The following is a 221-nucleotide window of genomic DNA, read 5'->3' on the forward strand; positions in this document are numbered from 1 at the left end:
AAAACTTTATCGCTATGATCTACGCAACAGCGAAATTCATTATTAAGTCTCTTCACCATTGTTTGTGATTTCTACATAATTATGGCGATTAAGTTGCTAGATTGGAGCCACTCACAATCTCTCCTTCTTCAGCTTACAGACCGGCCAGTTGGTGGAAAAGTGCGGTCAAGTGCTTTCCTTGACGGCTTCTTTTCCACCAACTATTATCCACCATAATGCTG

The organism is Peribacillus cavernae (assembly GCF_003989135.1).
GTDB lineage: Bacteria > Bacillota > Bacilli > Bacillales > DSM-1321 > Peribacillus > Peribacillus cavernae.